This window comes from Candidatus Fukatsuia endosymbiont of Tuberolachnus salignus, assembly GCF_964030845.1.
GTDB lineage: Bacteria > Pseudomonadota > Gammaproteobacteria > Enterobacterales > Enterobacteriaceae > Fukatsuia > Fukatsuia symbiotica.
In genome coordinates, this window is record NZ_OZ034983.1 from 1204951 (window position 1) to 1222053 (window position 17103).

Consider the following 17103-nt stretch of genomic DNA (forward strand, 5'->3'; position numbering starts at 1 on the left):
TTATGGACAAACGCGCATTAATTAACCGGATGTGTGAGCGAGTGACAGGCGGACGCGCCGTTGCTACGGCGTATTTAGGGATGTCTGAATCTAAATTTAACAATCACTTGTATGAGAACAAAGGTGCTCGATTTTTCAGCGTCGATGAATTGGTAGCACTGCAAACACTGAGTGAGTCAACCTGGGTTGCGGAATATTTTGCTGCACGATCGAATGCCATCGTCGTACCTGCACCTTCTGCGGAGGTGGACACCGTGGAACTGCACCACATGAGCCTGAACACAGCAGTCAAACGCAGTGCTGTCGACCAGTTAATTCTTGATGCGATTAGGGAGCACGGGGAGATTAATGAACAAGCCCAACAAAAGATTCTGGATGCCCACCGTAAACACATCGCAACACGAGACGGTGAAGTTCGTGCCACGCTGCAGGTTTACGGTAAGTAAAGACATTGCGGCGGCGGACCAGGCAGTCGCCCTACACAAACATACGGAGTGATGGTGAACCCATTATCAAACGCAGTCAACCCCAGCATGGGGAGTCGAGAGATAGCCGGTTTAGTGGAGTCTCGTCACGACAATGTGAAAAGAGCCATTGAGCGCTTGGTTGAAAAGGGGATTATCAGACTTCCTCCAATGGAGGAGGTTAAAAATCAATCAGACCAATACGTTTTTGAATACAGGGTAGGTAAACGTGATAGCTATGTGGTGGTCGCCCAACTCTCCCCTGAATTTACCGCCCGCGTAGTCGATCGTTGGCAGCAACTGGAAGAGAAAGCGGCCTACTCGTTTTTACCGGTCGATTATTTATCAGCCTTGAAAACATTAACGCAAGAGGTTGAGCGACGCCAACGGCTAGAAAACCCGTTAGCACGGGCTGCCCCTAAGATAGATTTCGCCGACCGTGTGAGCGAAGCCAGTGGCATTCTGGTGGGCAATTTTGCCAAGCTGATGGGCCTTCGTCCCAACAAATTGTTTGTTTGGTTACGCAAAAATCACGTGCTAATGGGTATTCCTTCTCGCAGAAATGTGCCTCGACAGGAGTACCTGGAGCGGGACTATTTCACCTTCAGAGAAACGCCCATCGAGACGGAGCACGGGATGAAAATCACCTTCACCCCGCTACTGACCGGCAAGGGCCAAGCGTGGCTAACAAAAAAGCTATGTGAAGCAGGCTTATTGAAAACGATCACAAACGCGGCATAGGGAATAGACAATGAGTATGAAATTAATGACACACGCCATGAGTATCAAAGTGGGGAATCCGCTGAGAAAACTGATTTTACTCAAATTGGCTGATAATGCCAACGACCAAGGCGAATGCTGGCCGTCAGTGCCCTATATCGCTCATCAGTGTGAAATGACAGATCGCTCGGTACAAAAACATCTTCACCAGTTGGCAGTAGACGGCTTGCTGTGGATTGAATATCGTAAAAATGAGCAGGGCGTGAATAAATCGAATGTTTATCATTTGACGTTAAACAATGCCCCAAAAGTGAAGGGTGAAAATAAGTCACCCGGGGAGGATACAGGTTCACCTCCTGGTGAATCAAGAACGCTGGGTGGAGTATCTGGCACACGGGGTAGCGCATCTGGAACACCAGGAAGGGGTGAATCAGGAACACCCAGAATCAGTCATTCTTTTGAACCAGTCATAGAACCTGTCATAGAACCTAACACCCCAACTGCGAGCAAAATTTGTGCAATCAAAGTCGATGAGTGTCCTGCCAAGCGAGAAGACCCCATCCCCCACCCTGACTGTTTTCCTGCTCAGCGTAATTCCCCTCACGTTGACACTCAGACCAGCCTAGCGAGCCGTTACGCCTTCGAAGGGAAGATAATCCGCCTGACCCCGCAAGATTTCGACAGCTGGCAAACGCTATTCCCGCATTTGGACTTGGTCTACGAGCTGACACGATTGGATTTAGAGTTTCGTCACGACACGCCTAAAAGCTGGTTTTGCACCGCCAGTCAGAAACTGAATTACCAGAACAAACGGGCAGTGGATGGCACCACCTTCAAACGGGTTTCTGGCGACCGCTTCGCCAAAAAAGACTACGGCACCACGGTATTTCCGGCGTGGATGGAAGGGTAATGTGATGAATGTCATTGAAAAAATAGAAAATTCGCGTCAGCAGCAAGACCTCACTTTTCTTGAAGACCGGTTGAAAAGTGCCCGTGCCCCGCTGAAGGAAATAGCAGGGGTTCGGGTTGATGTAGCAGAGGTCCTCTGCCCACAACACGGGGCTTTTGAACAACGCTGTCGAACCCTGCAGGGCTTTGCCAACGTGCAACAGAAAACGGACTGTCCGGCGTGTTTACACGAAAAAATCACCGTATTGAAAAAGAATATCGCCTCAGACCAGCAGCGAAATCAGGCCCAATTGATTAAAAATTTGCTGAGCCAGACGGGTATCCCTGCGCGCTTTACCACTGCCAGTTTTGAGTCTTATCAGCCGATTAATGCTGAATCCTTGCGTTGCCAGAAGGTATGCCAGGCCTATGCACAAAAATGGCATGAGCGTTTAGCGCAAGGCGGTGGGTTGGTGATGTGCGGCAAACCCGGGACAGGAAAAAATCATCTGGCGGTTGCGATTGCTAAACACATCATTACGACACACCACGCCTCGGTTGTTCTGACATCCGCGCTACGTATTACTCGAGAGGTCAAGAGCACCTGGGCGAAAGACGCCACCCAAACCGAATCCGAGGTGATTAAGCACTACACCGGTGTCGACATGTTGATTATCGATGAAATCGGTGTGCAGTTTGGCAGTGAGGCCGAAAAGCTGATTTTATTTGAAATCATCAACACCCGCTATGAAAACATGAAACCGACGCTGCTGCTGAGCAATTTGCCGAAAGAAGACTTAACGACTTACCTCGGTGAGCGAGTACTGGACAGAATGAACGAAGGTGGCGGTTGTACTTTGGCGTTTACCTGGGAGAGCTATCGGGTCAGGACGGCATAACACATCAACCGGCGCCAGTAGAGACAGATGAAACATGAATGAATATCGAATAGTGCTGCCTTACCCGCCGACAGTGAATACCTATTGGCGACATGCCAGAGGCCGACATTACATCAGCAAACAGGGCAGGCAGTACCGTACCGAGGTTATTGCGTTAATTGCACGTAAGGGGCTTACCCTGTGCCTAAAAAGCAAACTTCGTGTCAAGGTACGAGTTCATGTCCCATACCGCAGGAAACGCGATTTAGATAATCTGCTAAAGGCACCGTTGGATGCCTTGGTACACGCGGGCATGATTGCCGATGACAGTGTGATTGATGACCTGCACATCATTCGGGGTGAACAGGTGCAAGGCGGCAGGAGGGAGATAATCATAACGGAACAGGAGGCAGCATGAACGTCACACAACTTAGGCTCAATAATGAGCAGTATCACTGGGTTAACAGCTGGCTGGAACGCTGGGGAGCCTGGGTATACAGCGGTCGATTGGAGAAGCCACAGAGTAGCCTCATCGCCCACTGTATGGCGACAAAAAAGCAGCAAGAAAATCCTACCAGGCCAATGTGTAATGATGATGACGGGTTGTTGATTTCTCGGGTGGTGGATACGGTGATACCTGTAGATAACAAGGCCTTTGGCATATTGCTCAGTTACTACGTACAACGCATATCAAGGCGCGCGATTGCCAATTATTATCACCAATGTGCCCCACCACGCAAAATGAGCGGACGGGCAGGAGACAGAGTCAAGAAACCTTCGTTGGCTACCTGTCGGCGGGAAGTGGATGAGATACTTGAGGCTGTGATATGGATGTTGTATCACCCCTTGCAATCTGCTTTCATTAGCCGTAAACCTGTCGCTAAAATCAAGAAAATTGCATAGAACATATTGACATCCTTGAGCCAATGAGCCAGTATCGCAGGGTACCTTGCCGTATCTGCATTAATTACACCAAACCGTTAATTGCGATTTAATCTGACAAACACCTGCATAGATAACTGATAATTGCCAGATTAAGTTTTGAGTTACTACAACAGACTAAAGATGAGACGATTCTATTATATTTCGTCTACGCGTGCCTATTGTCTAACAGTATATTCGTGAGACTTAGCTGCTATGTATTGTCTGGCTTCCTTTAATTCAGGTCGAAAATAATCGAGCGCTATTCTGAACGTCCTGGGATATACTTTCATTTTTTCATCGAGGGTAGGCGCATTATTACTCTGTTGACGAACAAGCTGTACATGCTGTTTCCACCATTTTGGAAACATTTTATCACTCCATGCCGAAAAAACTAGGAATAGCTGTTCTCTATCTAATTGCTTAAGTTCTTCAATAAGTAATGGGTCTAGGCTGGAAGATTCATGTGAAATATGACACAGTCTTTCAATAAGATTTTGAACGTTCGGAGTCAAGTCCGTTAGCCTGGCTTTGCGCGTAAAACTATAGGGAGCCGGTCTACTCGTATTATAGCGATAATGAGCAGAATGTTTCCTACTCGCTTTGCGGTATGCATCTTGGCTGAGTGAATTCGAAATCACACTAGATACAGAGTTGGATGGCTCTTGTATTTGCGAACTATTGCTACCATGATGCTGGGTTGATGGTATCCTTAAAGCAGAGAGAATCTCTGATAATGCATCGGGAGAATGCGGTATTTCAGGGATTACTGGATAACAGACGCCGCGTCCATCATTGAAATAAGATGTTTGCCTGCCTACAGAGGTGGTTTCTATTTGACTCGTAGGACCATAGGAATGCGTTCCAAATTTTGTATCGAGATGACGAGCAGCATCTTCACTGCTTACATTACACATTGCTTGTTGAGGATATGTTCCTTGGCGAAGTGGACTCGAAATAACACTAGGCACAAAGCTGGGTGACCTTTGTGTTTGAGAAAAACTATTATAACACTGTCCTGGTTCTGACGAACCTCCTGATGACATATCAACAATCTCTTCTCGTGCGAAGAGGCTTCTTGCTTCAAAAGCACCTGAACTATAGGGGTTGGGATAAGATGTGGTTCCTTGTGGAGTAGATGTCTGACTAGGGGTACCAAACTGGTCACAAAAAACTGAGCTCCAATCCATATGTTCTGTACCCTGTGTATCTTGAAAATGATAAGTGGGAGTACTATCTAAGGATAAGGCTAGCAATTCTCCATTTTGTAATCTGTCTGTGAGTGTTCCATTCCAGCCACGATCACGTAGTGTTTGTAAAAAAAGCTGTTGGAATTTTTCTATCGTAGTCTTATCGAATGCGAAATCTTTTAGTTTATTAGTCGATAAACTATAGACATCTAGATCTATGTCTTGTGTTAGGTAAAAATTTTTTGAATCGAGCGTGTTCTTAAGTAGATTATCAATATCAGATTTAATAATATCGAGATATATCTGATCACACTCTTCTGGGAAAAGATCCTGTAAATCTTTCCAAAATTTTGTACTTGCTGTGACGGTAGCTTGTTCTGTACTCGAAAATTGAATGTATGGAGCACCGTAATTTGTGATTCCAGCTGGCATGAAGATGTTCTCTATTTTTAAATGGATGATAATATTTTGTTCAATTAAATTAAAAATTAATCATATTTATACGATGATGACTAAAGAGATTGAACAATAATAATTTGACCGATTTTAATAGAAAAAATTATTATTTCAAATACCTTATTTACATTTAAATATAAAATATCTTATACGCAATATTTATCTATGGGTTGCTGATATTTTTTATAAAAAAATCATATCGGCTATTTCACTTATTTTTCAATTTTATATGATAAAACGTCAGCAGCTTCTAATAATTTTACAAAATAATTCTTATTCAATTTTCATATTTAATACCCATCCAATGCCTATCATTCCAATCGTATGTCTAAAGTGTATTAATTATCCGTGCCAATAAAACGATGGAGTAAGCCCCATAATGATCTTTTCGGAAAATATTATCATTTGTCAATAACAATTATTTTTATTAACGAAGAGACACTATTTCTATGACACCCCCCCCCGACCCCTAGCGGGAAACGGTATCCCCACTCAGAGACGAGAATGAGCATGGAAAAACTGACCACCGGCGTTGCCTATGGTGCTTCCGCCGGTAGCATCCTGAATGGTTTGCTAAACAGCTACAGCCCGGAACAATGGAACGCCATTGGTGTACTGGCTGGCGTCTCTCTGGCGGTACTGACCTATCTGACCAATCTGTATTTCAAGATTAAAGAAGACCGGCGTAAGAGCGCAACAAGCCAATGAGCAAGCTAAGCAAACCCATGCTGGGACTGATTTTGGCAGGGACGACAGCGACCGCCATTCTTGCACAATTTCTGCATGAAAAAGAAGGCAATCGGCTGACAGCTTACCGAGACGGCGCTAACGTGTGGACAATTTGCAGCGGTGCGACACGAGTTGATGACAAGCCGGTAATGCAAGGCCTGCAACTCAGTGCAGAGAAATGCGAGCAAGTTAACAAATTTGAGGTAGATAACGCGATTGCCTGGGTAGAACGTCATGTTCAGGTACCGTTAACCGATACCCAGAAAGCCGGTATTGCTTCGTTTTGTCCGTATAACATCGGTGTAGGCAAATGCTTCTCGTCGACTTTTTATCGAAAATTGAATGCCGGTGACTACCTCGGTGCTTGTACTGAAATTAAACGTTGGCTATTTGACGGCGGTAAAGATTGCCGCATTCGAGCCAATAACTGTGCGGGTCAAGTAATAAGACGCGCGCAAGAAAGTGAACTCACCTGTTGGGGACTCGATGTTTAATTGCTTATTTTTTATCCTGATGAGTCTCATTCTGCTCGTCAGTCTGGTGGCGGTTTATTATCACACTGAATCAGCAAAAAAAGACAGCGTCATCAAAACAATAAGGGATGAGCGCGATAACCTCTTTATCACGCTCCAAACAAGGCAAAAGCAATACCAACAAATAGCCGTGCTCGATAACAAACACACCCAGGAATTAACCGATGCAAAAACTCAGCTCGCTGCCCTTGAACATGATGTTCTTGTTGGCAAGCGTCGGGTGCAGCTCGCTGCCCGCTGTGAAACATTGCCCGCCACCCCCACGGCCACCCGCTTGGATGATGCTGCCGGTGCCCGACTTGACGACGCCGTTGTCAACGATTATTTCCGTCTCCGAAAAGGCATTGAAATAGTCACGCAGCAAATTGCAGGCTTGCAGGCGTACGTTACCCAAGTCTGTTTGGCGCAATAAATAATCGAAAAGATGAAATTGGGTGTATGTAGACTCAGGGTGTGCAGTGCCATGCGCATTTGAAATGCGACCCTTGGGAGTCTTCGTCACTTTCGGATTTAAAATCCGTAAATTAAATAGAGGTAAGTTGTCTTCATTATGAAGACAACTGCTCGCTTTAATGTTGAGGAGGCGGATTGCATTGATATTTCGATGAACTTACCCTGCTCAATTTTTAATAAATTGATTTTATGGATAATGTTCAGAATGCAAAATCACACTCTGGAATAAAATCCACCAGTTAGCACTGCCACACGCTGTTTCTTCCTATTCATTTTATTCACTTTTATCGACATAACGCGACGACATGTCGATCGCATCAACACAGGAGCACCCTATGTACACCATCAAAGTTAATTTCGGCAACGGTCAAGGTGAAGTTGGCTATCCGAGCGCCCATTGGGGCTGGAACCGCAATGCTCAACGCCTTGATATCGCCTCCAACGGTATCAGTGATGCCATTCATCTTGCCCCCTCAGATACTGCCTTTGTGCTGAACGCCGCAGGCCAGACGGTAGCGACCTATACCCATCTCGATAAATCCCCCTAACCCAAGGAATTCTCATCATGGCAAAGCCTGACTGGGAGGCCATCGAATCGGCTTACCGCGCGGGTGCGTTGTCTGTCCGTGCGATAGCAAAACGCTACGGCTTACCGCGCGGGTGTGTTGTCTGTCCGTGCGATAGCAAAACGCTATCAGGTACCTGAATCGACCCTCAGGAAATTTGCAGTAAGAAACGCGTGGCAAAGAGACCTGACCGAGAAAGTGGCGGCGGCCACAAAAGATAAAGTGGTGCGCAGTGCGGCTGTGCGCACTTTTTCTACTAAAAATACTGTGCGCACCGACCACGATATTATTGAACAAGCTTCGGATGAAGCTTTGTCTGTCGTTTTATCCCATCGTGTGGCCTTAGCCGGTTGGCGGCAGATTGCTAACCATCTGAAAGCCTTCCTCAGCAGTACCGTTATCACCGAAGACAACCATGCTGCTCTTGCCAGAACGCTCAGCGCCGGGGTGGATGCGCAACTGAAATTGATTAAAGGTGAGCGCGATGCCTATGGCTTGAACAACGAGACGGCGCCAGGGGCCGAGAAAGAGTTGGCACAATGGATGAAAGACCTCGCGGAAGGCAACGCCCATGGCATTCGATCCAACGCTGAAAACAAAATTAGCTGATCGCTTTTGGCGCTTAAACCACCTGTATTTTATTACCGATAAACACGGACGTAAAATCCGTTTTACGATGACGGCGCAGCAGCGTGCCTATTTCACGGGGATGCATACACGCAATCTGATTTTGAAAGCCCGTCAGCTGGGCTTTACCACCGAGGTGTGCCTTATCCAACTGGATGCCGCACTCTTTGAGTCAGCCAAATGTGCCTTGATTGCACATACCTTAAACGATGCCAAACGCCTGTTCCGCGAGAAAGTGAAATACGCCTACGACCATTTGCCTGACCTTCTTAAACGTGCTAATCCCGCCCGCAATGATTCCGCAGGCGAATTGGTGTTTCACAACGGCGGCTCACTGTACATCAGCACCTCCTTTCGCGGTGGCACCTTGCGCTATTTGCATATTTCCGAATTCGGCAAGCTGTGTGCCAAATTTCCTGAGAAAGCCCGTGAAATCGTCACTGGTGCCTTTGAAGCGGTCGCCACAGACTGCGTGGTCACCATTGAATCGACGGCAGAGGGCCGTGCGGGGTATTTTTTCGATTACTGCCAAACGGCGGAAAAAGCCTTACTCAGCAACAAACCCTTAGGCCCATTGGATTGGAAGTTCTTCTTCTTTTCCTGGTGGAACAATCCGCAGTATGCCTTGCCGGTGAGCAGTCCGTTGCCGCCGCGCTTGCAAGCCTACTTTAGCGAGCTGCAAACCAAACAGTCGATTAGGCTAACGGCGGAACAAAAAGCCTGGTATTACGCCAAAGAAAGCACACTGGGTGACGACATGAAACGCGAGTATCCGTCAATCCCGAGCGAGGCCTTTCAGCAATCGATTGAGGGCGCATATTACGCCAATCAGTTCCGTTATCTCTATGAGAATCAGCGCATTGGTACCTTACCGGCTAATCCGCACCTGCCGGTGCACACCTTTTGGGATTTAGGAGTAGGCGATGCCACGGTTATCTGGTTTGTCCGTGAGGTCGGCAGTGAATTTCACCTGATGGATTATTACGAAAACAGTGGCGAAGGCCTGCGGCATTACATGCAGGTATTGAAAGCCCGCGCCTATCACTATGGCGAACACTGGGCCCCGCACGATATTGATAATCGAGAATTAGCGGGCGACGGCAAAAGCCGTCGGCAACTGGCTTATGAAGGTTATGCGCTGGACGGTGACATTTACCGCATCAATTTCAAGGTGGTCCCCCGATTGCGTGTCGATGAAGGCATTGAGTCGGTACGGGAAATCCTGCCGCGCTGTGCCTTTGATAGCGTGACCTGTGAACAAGGCCTCAGTCATTTGGAGCGCTACCGCAAAGCCTGGGATAACCAGTACGGCTGCTGGAAAGACAAACCGCTGCACGATGCCAGTTCCCACGCCGCCGATGCCTTTCGTTATTTTGCCGTCGCCAAAAGAAATCACCGTCAGCTTCGGGGGCAGGTAACCCCCTTAAGACTGTAACGGCCCTCTACAGTCGCGTTAACAACCCATGAGAGTCAAACCATGTCCGATATTTCCACGCCCCATCTTGACTACAACAGCCTGCTAGCTGCCTGGGACATCAATGACGCCCTGATGGGCGGCACCTTATGCCTACGGCAACAGGGCGAAACCTATTTACCGCGCTGGACGAATGAAGATAAACACAGCTATCAGCAACGTCTCTCCGTCGCCACGCTGCTGCCGGCTTACGAGGAAACCCTCAAAAATAACTTAGGTCGTGTCTTTTCAGAACCGACCCAATTGAGTGAGTCCACCCCCGCCGTGATTGTCGAGTACTGCCAGGATATGGATTTGCTGGGCAACCGGCTGGATGTTTGGGCGCAAGCGTATTTCAGCCTGGCGCTGCAATACGGCGTGGCGCATGCGCTGGTTGACTACCCCCGTGTGGAAGCATTGAAAACCCGTGCTGAGGAAAAAGCCCGTGGCGCCCGTCCCTATGCGGTGTTGATTAACCCCCGCCAGGTCATCGGCTGGCAATCCAGCCACCAAGGAGGGCCGGTCCAGCTGACAGAATTGCGAATTAGAGAAGAGATTGTCGTCGAGACCGCCCCTTACCGCCAACAGAAAATCGCGCAAATCCGCAAGTTGACGCCCGGTCGGGTTGAACTCTACCGTAAAATCAGGCAAGCCGATGGCAGGGAAACCTGGATACTGCACGACAGCTGGGCAACCTCCTGCCCTCGCATTCCGTTGGTGACATTGTACAGCAAACGCACCGGTTTTATGTGTGGCGCCCCGCCGCTATTGAATCTGGCGTTACTCAATATCAAACATTGGCAAAGCCAGAGTGAGCAAGACAATATTTTGCATGTGGCCCGGGTGCCCATCCTCAATGTGTTTGGTCTTGAAACCGGCGAAAAGTTGACCATTGGTGCCTCAAGCGCGACACACTTTACTGACCGCACCAAACAGGGCAGTGCGTACACCGAACATTCGGGCGCCGCCGTAGGAGCAGGCAAAGAGGCACTGACGGATTTGGTCGAGCAGATGCGTCAAGCCGGTGGCAAGCTGTTGCGCAGTCAAAACAGTAGCACCAAGACCCTCGACCAAGTGAGCGAAGAGCGCCTACAAGAACAATCCCCGCTCTACACCCTGTCTAACTCGCTAGAAGATGCCCTCGATACCCTGTTGCAACTGATGGCAGACTGGTCAGGCGAAAAAGACGGCGGCAAGGTGGACATTCGCACCGAGCTTGAAACCACCCAGCAAGCCTTCAATGCCCCGGCCGCCCTGGCGATACAGGCACTGCGGCAAGGCGGGGATATTCGTCAGGTGGATGCCATCCGCGCCTTACAGGCACTGAACCTTATTGATGCCGATGCCAACCCGGAAACCCTGTGTGATGAACTTAACAATTTGCCACCGGATTTACTGTAACGCCCGCGTGGCATCGTGAGGTGACGCGCAGGCTGTATAAAAACACCCCGTTATCCTCATGCCATCAAACCGGTTTTTCTATTAAGGGGTTACCATGTCCACAGTCAACCAACGTCTGCGTGATGAAGCCCTGGCACACAGTCTGTTTCAATCACGCTATGCTCTCGGGGTGGTTAAAGAAAAGGTGGCACTACTCAACCAATATGATGCTGAACTAACCGCCCGACTTTTCGGGAAATTGGAGAAGGTTAATCCGCAACACATCGAAGTCAAACAGTTAGCCCGCTTGTTAGCCTGTGTCCAAGAGGTGAATCAGCAGGCAATGAGTACCCTGTATTTATCGCTCAGCGAGGAATTGCTAGCCTTTGCTGAGCACGAAGCGGGTTATCACTGCCGTCTCTTTGATACCCTGCTGCCTGATGGGGTGCTACACCGCTATCCCTTAGCGATTATCACCGCAGAACAGGTTTACGCGGCAGCGATGGCGCAGCCCTTTCAAGGGCGTTTACTGCGCGACTGGGTCAGTCATCTGGAAAGCGATCGCTTTCAGCGTATCAACAACGCGGTAAAAAACGGGTTTCTCTTGGGTGATACCGTCGAGCAAATTACACGCAAAGTACGCGGGAGCAGGGCAAAACAGTATCAAGATGGGGTACTGGACATCAGTCGCAAAAATCTCACCAGTGTGGTCAAAACCGCTGTTAACCATGTTTCAGCGGTAGCACGGGATAAATTTGCTGAAAATAACGCCGCAATGATAGACAGAAAACAGTGGCTCAGTACGCTGGATAACAAAACCTCATCACCCTGTGTTATCCGTGACCGTTTGTGCTACACCCTAGCCGGCCAGCCACTCGGCCACAAAATCCCCTATCTGCAAGGACCGGGACGCCTGCACTTTTGCTGTCGCTCAACGGAGACACTGGTCATCAAATCCTGGCGCGCCCTGGGCATTGACTTAGATGAGCTGGACCCGGGCACACGCGCCAGCCTGGACGGGCAAGTGCCTGCGGATACCACGTATTCTGACTGGTTACAGCAACAACCTTACGCGCGGCAAATCCAAGTCCTGGGTAAAACCCGCGCTAAAATGCTGCGAGAGGAGGGACGGCGTCCCGACGCATTTTTTAGCGACAAAGGGGAATGGCTCACGTTAGAACAGCTGCGCGAAACCCTCCATATAGAGTAAAAAATCAACATGTCAGCACAACTTAACATGTTCTCTCATCACGTAAAGTAGCAAAAACTGGACATTTTAAAATAGCGTTGATAACCAACTTCACACAGGCCACCCCAGGGTGGCTTTTTTTATGAACAGCTGTGAGCGGAAGCGACACAGCGCCCGGGTCGGATGACCGGTTAACCCAGCCTGCGGGCGGAGACAATAGCAATGAAATTGCACCTCGATACAGAAGGAAAAGCGGTACTGGAAAACGGCATGCCGGTGTATTTGCATGAGGACGGCAAAGCGATCCCCTTTGATGCGGTGGCAGCCTTGAACAAAATTAGCGCCCTCAATGGGGAAGCCAAAAGCCACCGTGAGGCCAAGGAAGCACTCGAAGCCAAGCTCAAGGCGTTTGCCGGCATTGACGACCCAGCGAAAGCCCGTGAAGCACTGCAAACGCTCACCCACATCGATCAAAAGAAATTAATCGAGGCCGGTGCGGTCGACCAGGTGAAAGCACAAATCACTCAAGCTTTTCAAACTCAGCTTGACGAGGCCAGCAGCAAAAATAAAACCCTGGAAGCCCAGTTGTATCAAGAGATGATTGGCGGACGTTTCAGCAGCTCGACGTTTATCCAGGATAACCTGGCGATCCCGGCGGATTTGGTGCAAGCCCGGTTCGGTCACGCATTCAGCATTGACGCAGGTAAAGTGGTCGCCACGGATGCGGCAGGCAACAAGGTATTCTCACGCCGTCAGCCCGGGGAAATCGCGGAGTTTGAGGAAGCCTTAGAATACCTCATCGAACAGTATCCGCACAAAGACCACATTCTGAAAGCCTCCGGCCACCGTGGCGGCGGTTCACAACCCACACCCCAGCAGCACGGACACAAAACACTCAAACGCAGCGCCTTTGATGCCTTGGACATCGGCAGCAAACAGGCCGCACTCAAAGACGGTATCTCGATCGTCGATTAATTACACACCTTACCCTTAACCCTGGAGCAACAGCATGGCAGGCAATACCTTAACGGGGTTGATCCCCACCATTTATACCGCATTAGACAGCGTTTCCCGTGAGCAAGTCGGTTTTATTCCCGCCGTCGCCCGTAACAGCAAAGCGGAAACCGCCGCCCTCGATCAAAATATCACCGCACCGGTGGCCCCCATCGCTAAAACGGTGGACATCGTGCCCGGTCCCACGGCGGCAGGCAGTGCGGAACAAACACTCAGTACGGTGGAAGTTAAAATCAGCAAATCCAAAATGGCGCCCGTGCAATGGAACGGGGAAGAACAACTGGCTGTCGGAAAGGCAGGGAGCACTCCCTTTGGCGTCAAAGAAGACCTGGCCGATTTTGCCGATGCGCGTCGCGTGCTGGAAGATAACGGGGCCCCGACCACCGATTTGCAAATGGTCTTGGGGTCAGCGGCTATTTCCAACATTCGTGGCAAACAATCCGTCTTGTTTAAAGTCAACGAAGCGGGCAGCGAAGCCCTGTTACGTGAAGGCACCATCGGGCGTATCGAAGGCTTTAATTTGCACAATTCCGCGGGCATCAAACGGGTCACAGCAGGGACGGGTAGCGGGTTTCTGGTCAACAAAGCGGGCGGTTATCACGTCGGCAATCAGCTCATTGCCGTAGACAGTGGAAGCGGCACGATAAACCGAGGGGATATTGTCACCTTTACCGGCGATACGCATCAATACGTGGTGGCAGCAGCCAGCGCCTCGACTATCACCTTGTCTGCACCGGGCTTGTTGCAAGACCTGGCGGACAACACCGCTGTCACGCTGGTTGGTCACTACACCGCTAACATGGCATTCGATCGCAATGCATTCCTGCTGGCGTCACGGACACCGGCGATGCCTCAAGGCGGGGATATCGCCGATGATGTGATGAATGTCACCGATCCGGTCTCCGGCATGACTTTCCAGGTGGCGCTCTACCGTCAGTATCATCAGATACGCTATGAAGTCGGGCTAGCCTGGGGTGTCGCGGCAGTGAAACCGGAGCACAGTGCGCTGATTTTAGGCTAAGACAGCGGCGTGATAGCCGCTTTATTTTAACTGAATAGAGATAAGCATAAGTCTAACTCATATACAAAAAAGCGGGTCACCCGATTCTTGGGGGCATCATGATATCCTGTCGATCAGTAATCTGTTGAGATAAAGGACACGAGGGGGTTGTTTTCTGTTGAGAACAAACGAGCAGGCGTGAAAGCCACGGACCTTCAGGTACCATCCAAACTTTACAACCCGCAGGAACCGCAGCAGGGGAAGCAAAGGTAAACATTGGCGATAATAAAATTGGTAATAGTGTCAAAAGTTTCTTGGTCCTTTTCATGTAAATATCCTTTTTTTCCGTAACAATCCAAATGTTGTATTTAATGTCACTGTACCATGATGCAATATAAACAGGGTTGCAAGTAAAGGTACGTAATTAAAATACACGACTAACATATTGATTGTAAAGTATATTTTGTGTGAATATGTGGTCTACTTAGTGAGGCTTATGCTTATCCCGAATCGAGGTTATGTTAGGAAAAAAGCATGACGAAAAACAAAAAAGACAATACAGCAGTAACACCACCGCCTTCAGCACTTATCCCGATGATGCATCCTTCCCCTCTTCACCCTGATGATCCGATAACCGCCAATGTGCATCCCGATGAAATCACCCGCTGGCTGGATGAAGGCTGGCAACACAGTGAACAGGAAAAATAACATGCTCATCACGGATATCAATTCACCCGAAAGGGAAAGTTATGCCCGTGTCGCCGATTTGCGACGACTCGCCAGCAAACGAGGTGAGCCGCTCCCCGAGGAGGACATTGCCTGTGAAACCTTGTTGATAAAAGCTCTGGATTACCTGGCGGGACTGAACTGGCAAGGCGAACGGACCACCGCTTCTCAGCCCCTGGCCTGGCCGCGCTCAGGGGTTATCTTCGATGGCTATTTATTGCCCAAAGAGTGCATTCCATCACAAGTCCTTCAGGCGCAATGCCGTCTGGCGTTGGCCGCACAGGCTATCGATTTGACGCCGTCGTTTTCAGGTGGCAAGGAAGTTATTCAGGAAAGTGTTTCAGGGGCAATCAGTGTGACCTATGCGTCGGGGTCTGCTTCGTCACCTCATTTTAGCTGGTTGCCTGGCTTACTGCACGGCCTGCTCATCAGCAGCTGCCAAATCCAGCTCGTCAGGGGGTGATGACATGGCGATCAATGATGCAGGCTTACGCCGTGCTGCCGACCGTTTATTGCGTGACAATGGTGTCCCTTATACCCTACAGCGAGGCGGGGGTGTTCAGGTCATCAAAGGCGTTGAAATCGCTGTTCCGCTAGAAAATCACAGGCTGACGGGTGTCATGGCGCGTTACACCACCGGTGAAATTGATGGCACGCTTATCCAACAAGGTGACAGTAAAATGATGGCAACCGCTGAGACGGAAATTTATCAGGGCGATCGCCTTCTTATCGAGGGCAAAGCCCATCGGGTGATACAGGTCACTCCCGTGAAACCTGCTGCATTGCTGCTGTGTTATCAATTGCAACTGAGAGCCTAAGAACCTGTTCTAAATCTCTTGTGCTTGCTGATACTTCGTCAAAAACGCGCTCAAAATGCTCATTTACTCTCTGTAAACTGCGCTTTTTCACACGTTTTTTCCTCGTCTGAGCGTCGCTCAAGAAGATTTGGAACAGGCTCTAAGATGACGGATAACAAACCTTTTATGGCCTCCATGACTGCCTTTATTAACCAGAGTAAACAGGCGCATCAGGCACTCCCCCAGGTGCTGGGCATGAAAATATTGGCAAGATTGGTGACAATGTCGCCAGTGGGTAACGCGGACACCTGGCAAGGCAAAGCGCCACCCGGCTATACCGGTGGTCGATTTCGCGGCAATTGGCAGGTGACCTTTGATGTGCCCGCAGAAACAGAAACCGGACGCATTGACCCCCGTGGCAATCTGACGCTAACGGAGGGAATGCAGCAATTAACGCAGTTTACGCCGGGTACGCAGGCCATCTATTTCAGCAACACCGTGCCCTATGCCTATCGGCTGGAGTTCGGTCACTCGAAACAGGCGCCCAACGGTATGGTTCGTGTCACCGCGGAAGCATTCCAGACGCTGTTTAACCAGGCGGTTAAGGAGATGAAAAAATGAGCACGGGACGTATCATGGCGCTACTTGAGCACCATCTGGGCACCTGGGCAGCAAAAAAAGGGGTTCCCGTCGCCAGTCAAAACGTGCAGTTTAGTGACACCGGCAGCCTGTATCTGCAATCGTATCTCTTGCCTGCCACCACAGAATGCCTGGATTTAGCGCAAGTTTCCCGGGTTTATCACGGGGTCTATCAAATGACCCTCTGTGTCCCGACGGGTAGCGGCCAGGCTCAAGTTCAAGCTGTCGCTGATGACCTCATCAATCTGTTTGATTTGGGCACCACGTTAACCGATGGCCTTATCCGCTGTGCAATCATTAGTGTCCTCACAGTATTTGCGGGTATCACGCACTGTCACACCTACAGTCTGCCCCTCAGTCTGCGCTATCGGGCGCATATGATTTGATCGGCGACTACCCCGTAGTGAATTGTTAGAGTGCTTCACATTTGTCAGAGGGTATCTTCACATATAATGTATAGACTAAATATAATTATTGACT

At 49.3% G+C, this 17103-nt stretch carries 23 protein-coding genes; 22 read left to right on the forward strand and 1 reads right to left on the reverse strand.

The features are described 5' to 3' along the window. The first annotated feature begins 2 nt into the window (after positions 1–2). The 6 genes from AAHH42_RS05890 to AAHH42_RS05915 are packed head-to-tail and all read left to right on the forward strand — an operon-like array spanning position 3 to position 3853. Positions 3–446, forward strand: a complete 444-nt coding sequence (locus AAHH42_RS05890; protein ID WP_342221230.1) for a YmfL family putative regulatory protein — start codon at positions 3–5, stop codon at positions 444–446. Between the two features lie 54 nt (positions 447–500). Then, positions 501–1205 carry a phage antirepressor KilAC domain-containing protein gene (locus tag AAHH42_RS05895; RefSeq protein WP_425286325.1) on the forward strand — a complete coding sequence of 235 codons (705 nt, stop codon included), beginning with the start codon at positions 501–503 and terminating at the stop codon, positions 1203–1205. A gap of 10 nt (positions 1206–1215) precedes the next feature. Further along, the gene (locus AAHH42_RS05900; protein ID WP_119797011.1) at positions 1216–2094 is read left to right on the forward strand and encodes a helix-turn-helix domain-containing protein; all 879 of its coding nucleotides are present in this window, start codon (positions 1216–1218) and stop codon (positions 2092–2094) included. Then, the gene (locus tag AAHH42_RS05905; protein WP_342221124.1) at positions 2006–2971 is read left to right on the forward strand and encodes an ATP-binding protein; all 966 of its coding nucleotides are present in this window, start codon (positions 2006–2008) and stop codon (positions 2969–2971) included. The genes AAHH42_RS05900 and AAHH42_RS05905 overlap by 89 nt, the downstream gene beginning before the upstream one ends. Positions 2972–3005: 34 nt before the next feature. Then, the gene (locus AAHH42_RS05910) at positions 3006–3368 is read left to right on the forward strand and encodes a RusA family crossover junction endodeoxyribonuclease (protein ID WP_342221125.1); all 363 of its coding nucleotides are present in this window, start codon (positions 3006–3008) and stop codon (positions 3366–3368) included. Further along, positions 3365–3853 (forward strand): antiterminator Q family protein, encoded by a 489-nt coding sequence (locus AAHH42_RS05915; RefSeq protein ID WP_342221856.1) that lies wholly within the window; start codon positions 3365–3367, stop codon positions 3851–3853. Before AAHH42_RS05910 ends, AAHH42_RS05915 begins: the two co-directional genes overlap by 4 nt. Positions 3854–4050: 197 nt before the next feature. On the opposite strand, the gene AAHH42_RS05920 is transcribed toward AAHH42_RS05915, so the two are convergent. Continuing rightward, positions 4051–5493, reverse strand: coding sequence for a hypothetical protein (locus tag AAHH42_RS05920; protein WP_342221857.1), 1443 nt, complete (start codon positions 5491–5493; stop codon positions 4051–4053). 528 nt (positions 5494–6021) lie between these two features. Between AAHH42_RS05920 and AAHH42_RS05925 the strand changes: the two genes are divergently transcribed. The 16 genes from AAHH42_RS05925 to AAHH42_RS06000 all read left to right on the forward strand — a co-directional run bounded on the left by AAHH42_RS05925 (position 6022) and on the right by AAHH42_RS06000 (position 17009). Then, the gene (locus AAHH42_RS05925; RefSeq protein ID WP_342221128.1) at positions 6022–6225 is read left to right on the forward strand and encodes a class II holin family protein; all 204 of its coding nucleotides are present in this window, start codon (positions 6022–6024) and stop codon (positions 6223–6225) included. After that, positions 6222–6740, forward strand: a complete 519-nt coding sequence (locus tag AAHH42_RS05930) for a lysozyme (RefSeq protein WP_342221129.1) — start codon at positions 6222–6224, stop codon at positions 6738–6740. Before AAHH42_RS05925 ends, AAHH42_RS05930 begins: the two co-directional genes overlap by 4 nt. Further along, positions 6733–7191, forward strand: a complete 459-nt coding sequence (locus tag AAHH42_RS05935) for a lysis protein (protein WP_342221130.1) — start codon at positions 6733–6735, stop codon at positions 7189–7191. Before AAHH42_RS05930 ends, AAHH42_RS05935 begins: the two co-directional genes overlap by 8 nt. Positions 7192–7567: 376 nt before the next feature. Beyond that, a complete protein-coding gene (locus AAHH42_RS05940) occupies positions 7568–7780 on the forward strand; it encodes a hypothetical protein (RefSeq protein WP_342221131.1) in 213 nt (70 codons plus the stop codon). 17 nt (positions 7781–7797) lie between these two features. Then, positions 7798–7938, forward strand: a complete 141-nt coding sequence (locus AAHH42_RS14765; protein WP_425286293.1) for a hypothetical protein — start codon at positions 7798–7800, stop codon at positions 7936–7938. Next, positions 7895–8407, forward strand: coding sequence for a hypothetical protein (locus AAHH42_RS05950; RefSeq protein WP_342221051.1), 513 nt, complete (start codon positions 7895–7897; stop codon positions 8405–8407). Before AAHH42_RS14765 ends, AAHH42_RS05950 begins: the two co-directional genes overlap by 44 nt. Beyond that, positions 8370–9860, forward strand: coding sequence for a terminase (locus AAHH42_RS05955; RefSeq protein WP_342221050.1), 1491 nt, complete (start codon positions 8370–8372; stop codon positions 9858–9860). The genes AAHH42_RS05950 and AAHH42_RS05955 overlap by 38 nt, the downstream gene beginning before the upstream one ends. Positions 9861–9902: 42 nt before the next feature. After that, positions 9903–11279 (forward strand): DUF4055 domain-containing protein, encoded by a 1377-nt coding sequence (locus AAHH42_RS05960; RefSeq protein WP_342221049.1) that lies wholly within the window; start codon positions 9903–9905, stop codon positions 11277–11279. Positions 11280–11373: 94 nt separating this feature from the next. Next, positions 11374–12468, forward strand: a complete 1095-nt coding sequence (locus AAHH42_RS05965; protein WP_342221048.1) for a hypothetical protein — start codon at positions 11374–11376, stop codon at positions 12466–12468. A gap of 201 nt (positions 12469–12669) precedes the next feature. After that, positions 12670–13422 (forward strand): DUF6651 domain-containing protein, encoded by a 753-nt coding sequence (locus AAHH42_RS05970; RefSeq protein ID WP_342221047.1) that lies wholly within the window; start codon positions 12670–12672, stop codon positions 13420–13422. A gap of 34 nt (positions 13423–13456) precedes the next feature. Further along, on the forward strand, positions 13457–14482 hold the full coding sequence (locus AAHH42_RS05975; RefSeq protein WP_342221858.1) for a P22 phage major capsid protein family protein: 1026 nt from the start codon (positions 13457–13459) through the stop codon (positions 14480–14482). Between the two features lie 513 nt (positions 14483–14995). Beyond that, entirely contained in the window at positions 14996–15169 is a 174-nt protein-coding gene (locus AAHH42_RS05980; protein ID WP_342221860.1) for a hypothetical protein, read from the forward strand. A 1-nt stretch (position 15170) separates the two neighbouring features. Continuing rightward, positions 15171–15650 (forward strand): DnaT-like ssDNA-binding protein, encoded by a 480-nt coding sequence (locus AAHH42_RS05985; RefSeq protein ID WP_342221861.1) that lies wholly within the window; start codon positions 15171–15173, stop codon positions 15648–15650. Between the two features lie 4 nt (positions 15651–15654). Continuing rightward, positions 15655–16005, forward strand: coding sequence for a hypothetical protein (locus AAHH42_RS05990; protein ID WP_342221845.1), 351 nt, complete (start codon positions 15655–15657; stop codon positions 16003–16005). A gap of 144 nt (positions 16006–16149) precedes the next feature. After that, on the forward strand, positions 16150–16605 hold the full coding sequence (locus AAHH42_RS05995) for a hypothetical protein (protein ID WP_119797405.1): 456 nt from the start codon (positions 16150–16152) through the stop codon (positions 16603–16605). Continuing rightward, positions 16602–17009, forward strand: coding sequence for a phage tail terminator-like protein (locus AAHH42_RS06000; RefSeq protein ID WP_342221846.1), 408 nt, complete (start codon positions 16602–16604; stop codon positions 17007–17009). Before AAHH42_RS05995 ends, AAHH42_RS06000 begins: the two co-directional genes overlap by 4 nt. Positions 17010–17103: the final 94 nt, after the last annotated feature.